Source organism: Verrucomicrobiota bacterium (genome assembly GCA_016871495.1).
Classification (GTDB): domain Bacteria; phylum Verrucomicrobiota; class Verrucomicrobiia; order Limisphaerales; family VHDF01; genus VHDF01.
The window spans coordinates 1-3,802 of sequence record VHDF01000177.1; the positions used below are offsets into that span (position 1 = coordinate 1).

Below are 3,802 nucleotides of genomic sequence, written 5' to 3' on the forward strand. Positions count from 1 at the left end.
TGAAGCCACGTGCGGCTGGTGTTTTGCTCGCGCCTGCGACGCGAAGACCCGCTGGTGATCCGCCCCGCGCCTGCGGCCGCAAACCGCGCTTGGTAACGGGCCAACCCTTCGGTATCCTCACCCCAACGATGCACTGGATCGCCCCATCCGAAAAAGACACCGACAACCCGCCGTTCAACGTCAACGCCGTGGACAAAGCACCATTGGAAACCCAGCCCCCAGCACCTTAACTCATGTTTGAACAAGCCTTCCGCAACATCGACGACGCCCTCCGCAAGGAAGCCGGCTGCGCCACGGAACTCGACTACGCCGAGCAAACCTCGTGGCTGCTCTTCCAGCTCCAGCAGACCTTCGCCGACTCGCCCAAGAGCTGGAGCGTGGACGCGAAGGGCATCGACCCCGCCACCTTTGACCTCTCGGTGAAGAACCCCAACGGTGGCGAGACCGTGACCCACCGCAGCCCGCAGGAAATCATGGCAGAAATCGCCGCCCTCGACGCCGAAAGCGCCGAAGTGCTGGCCGGCATCAGGAAGCTGCTATGAAAAACGATGGGAAGAATCCGAAGAAGGGGACACCGGGCGATCATCCGTCGCCTGAATCCCATTCCTCCCATGAAGAGCATCCGATCATCCCCCCGCGCGGCGATTACCAGACCCTCCACTCCTTCCACAAAGCCGAGGTGGTCTATGACCTCACCTTCCGCTTCGCGCACAAGCATCTCGCCAAAGGCGACCGCACCATTGACCAGATGATCCAGGCCGCCCGCTCCGGCAAAAAGAATTTGCTCGAAGGCAGCAAAGCCGCCCTCACCTCCAAGGAAACCGAGATCAAGCTCACGAGCGTCGCCCGCGCCAGCCTGGAGGAAGTGCTCGACGACTACCGCGACTACCTCCGCGTGCGCGAGCACCGCGAGTGGGACAAGGATTCCAAGGAAGCGCTCTATGTCCGTCGGCTTGGGCGCAAAGTCCCGCAGACCTACGAGCTTTACCGCGAGTTCGTGGACACCCGCCCGCCCGAGGTGGTGGCCAACATCGCCATCTGCCTGATTCACCAGGCGAACTACCTGATTGACCAGCAACTGCGCCGTCTGGAAAAGGACTTCCTCGAACAAGGCGGCCTGCGGGAGCGCATGTTCAAGGCCCGCCTCCAGCACCGCCGCCAACACCCGCCCAAGCCATGACCCATAACCATCCCATCTCTCCCATGCGTCACATGGCTCGCCCGCGGGCTTCGCGGAGTTATGCGAGGTGTTCGCCGATGGTGATTGGGTCGAAAGCAAAGACCAATCGTCGGAGGGCATTCGCCTTATTCAGACTGGCAACGTGGGCGACGGCATCTTCAAAGACCGCGCCGAGAAAGCTCGTTACATCTCGGAGGCCACGTTCAAGCGTCTGCGATGCACGGAAATCTTCGAGGGTGATTGCCTCATCTCGCGCTTGCCTGATCCAGTCGGGCGAAGCTGCCTACTGCCGGACACCGGCGAGCGGATGATCACCGCCGTTGATTGCACGATCGTTCGCTTCAAACGCGCCGCGTATCTGCCGGAGTTCTTCAACCTCTATTCGCAGTCAGACGAGTATCTCGCCACGGTTGCGAAAGAATGCACGGGCACGACTCGAAGCCGCATTAGTCGGAGCAACCTTGCGCTGACGCCAATTCCCGTCCCCCCGCTGGCGGAGCAGCAGCGGATCGTGGGGGTGCTGGACGAAGCGTTTGCCGGGCTGGCCACCGCCCAAGCCCACGCCGCCCAGAACCTCCAAAACGCCCGCGCCCTCTTTGAAAGCCACCTCCAATCCGTCTTCACCCACCGCGGCAAAGGCTGGGTGGAAACAACGGTTGGGGAAGCGACTGGCGGTGTTTTCACAGGCCCGTTCGGGTCGCTGCTTCACAAGAGCGACTACGTGGAAAATGGAATCCCATTGGTGAATCCAGCCCACATCACAGATACTGGCATCGAACCGGACTTCTCGAAAACCGTATCGAAAGAGACGGCGAAGCGGCTCGAGAATTACATCATGAGCGAGGGCGACATCGTCATCGGGCGGCGGGGCGAAATGGGTCGCTGCGCGGTTGTCACCGACGCTGAGGATGGATGGCTCTGCGGAACGGGCAGCTTCTTCATTAAGCCTTCTGCCAGATGCGAATCTCGGTTCTTGGTCCGACTTCTTCGCGCGCCTGCCTCTCGCGTTGCTCTTGAGAAGCTCGCAGGCGGTGCAGTGATGCCGAACCTGAGCAACACTGCACTCGCGGGGCTTCCCATCAGTTTGCCTTCCATTGAACGACAGCGGGAAGTCATCGAAGAACTCGACGCCCTCGCCGCCGAAACCCAACGGCTGACGCGGCTCTACGAGCAAAAGCAGGCGGCGCTGGCGGCGTTGAAAAAGTCGCTCCTGCACCAAGCCTTCACCGGAGAACTCTAATCATGCCCGCTTCCCGCTCATCTCCCGTAGTGGTCGGCATTGATGTCGGCGGCAAAAAGAAGGGGTTTCATGCCGTGTCGTTGGAGGGCAGCAGCTACCGGGATCAGTTGGACACCACCAACACCGCTAAACTGGTGCAGTGGTGTGTAAACGACATGCGCGCCACGGTGATTGCCGTGGACGCCCCGTGCCGCTGGAGGGTGAACGAAGAAGGGCGGCTGGCAGAGCGGGAGTTGATGCAACAAGGCATCTTTTGTTTCTCCACGCCAACTTCTGAGGTGGCTCACCGACCGCATCCGACCAATTACTTTGACTGGATGCTGCGCGGCGAGGCTCTTTACCAAGCGCTGCATCCGACTCACCCCGTGTGCGAAGCCTGGCCAACCCGGAGGAAGCACTATTGCTTCGAGACCTTTCCCCACGCCATTACGTGGCATCTGCGCGACGGCAACGCGAATGCCAAGCAGAAGCGCACGCAACGCCGTCAGTTGCTCGAACAACACGGAATCAGCACCGACCTGCTGACCAACATTGACTGGGTGGACGCCGCGCTGTGTGCGCTGACGGCGGACATGGCGGCACGCGGCAGGCGAGTCCACCCTTTCGGTGACCCGAAAACCGGATTTATCATCGCGCCAGCCCGAACATGAACGAAGCCGAGACCCGAGCCGAGTTGATTGACCCCGCCCTCCAGGCGGCGGGCTGGGGCGTGGTCGAGGGCAGCCGCATCCGGCGCGAGTATCTCATCAGCCCCGGCCGCATCGAGGGCCGGGGGCGACGCGGCAAGGCGCTCAAGGCGGATTACGTCCTCGAATATCGCAACACCAAGCTCGCGGTGGTCGAAGCCAAGGCGGACACGGAGGAAGTCACGGAAGGCGTCGGGCAGGCGAAGGATTACGCGGGCAAACTGGCGGTGCGCTATGCGCTCGCCACGAACGGCCATGGCATCTACCGCAGTGACATGGACACCGGCGCGGAGGGGGAAATCCCGTGCTTTCCCACGCCGGATGAACTGTGGAGTTTCACCTTCGCCCAACAGGATGCGTGGCGGGATCGGTTCGCCGCCGTGCCCTACGAGGACAAGGGCGGCTCCCATCCGGGCCGGTATTACCAGGACGTCGCCATCGAACGCGTCTTGCAGGCCATCGCCGCCAAGCGCAATCGCATCCTGCTCACCCTGGCCACCGGCACGGGCAAGACGTTCATCGCGTTTCAGATCGCGTGGAAGCTGTTTCACTCGCGCTGGAATCTTTCCGGCGAGCCGACACGGAGGCCGCGCATTCTCTTTCTCGCCGACCGCAACATTCTGGCGAATCAGGCTTACAATGCGTTCTCGTCGTTCCCCGAAGATGCGATGGTGCGCATCAAGCCGGAGGACATCC

At 61.8% G+C, this 3,802-nt stretch carries 4 protein-coding genes and 1 pseudogene; all 5 read left to right on the forward strand.

Annotated features, from left to right (window positions below; all coding sequences use genetic code 11):
* Nucleotides 1-233 precede the first annotated feature (233 nt).
* Nucleotides 234-542, forward strand: coding sequence for a hypothetical protein (locus FJ404_19560; GenBank protein MBM3825044.1), 309 nt, complete (start codon nt 234-236; stop codon nt 540-542).
* Nucleotides 539-1,180, forward strand: coding sequence for a four helix bundle protein (locus FJ404_19565; GenBank protein ID MBM3825045.1), 642 nt, complete (start codon nt 539-541; stop codon nt 1,178-1,180). Before FJ404_19560 ends, FJ404_19565 begins: the two co-directional genes overlap by 4 nt.
* Nucleotides 1,181-1,247: 67 nt before the next feature.
* A pseudogene (locus FJ404_19570) lies at nt 1,248-1,691 on the forward strand (restriction endonuclease subunit S).
* 731 nt (nt 1,692-2,422) lie between these two features.
* On the forward strand, nt 2,423-3,070 hold the full coding sequence (locus FJ404_19575; protein MBM3825046.1) for a DUF429 domain-containing protein: 648 nt from the start codon (nt 2,423-2,425) through the stop codon (nt 3,068-3,070).
* A partial coding sequence (locus tag FJ404_19580; GenBank protein MBM3825047.1) for a restriction endonuclease subunit R occupies nt 3,067-3,802 on the forward strand: 736 nt, incomplete at its 3' end. The genes FJ404_19575 and FJ404_19580, both read left to right, overlap by 4 nt.

What these genes read in the sequence shown, in the direction of transcription:
- FJ404_19560 (MBM3825044.1), top strand. Translation starts at nt 234, where the DNA reads ATGTTTGAACAAGCCTTCCGCAACATCGACGACGCCCTCCGCAAGGAA.
- FJ404_19565 (MBM3825045.1), top strand. Translation starts at nt 539, where the DNA reads ATGAAAAACGATGGGAAGAATCCGAAGAAGGGGACACCGGGCGATCAT.
- FJ404_19575 (MBM3825046.1), top strand. Translation starts at nt 2,423, where the DNA reads ATGCCCGCTTCCCGCTCATCTCCCGTAGTGGTCGGCATTGATGTCGGC.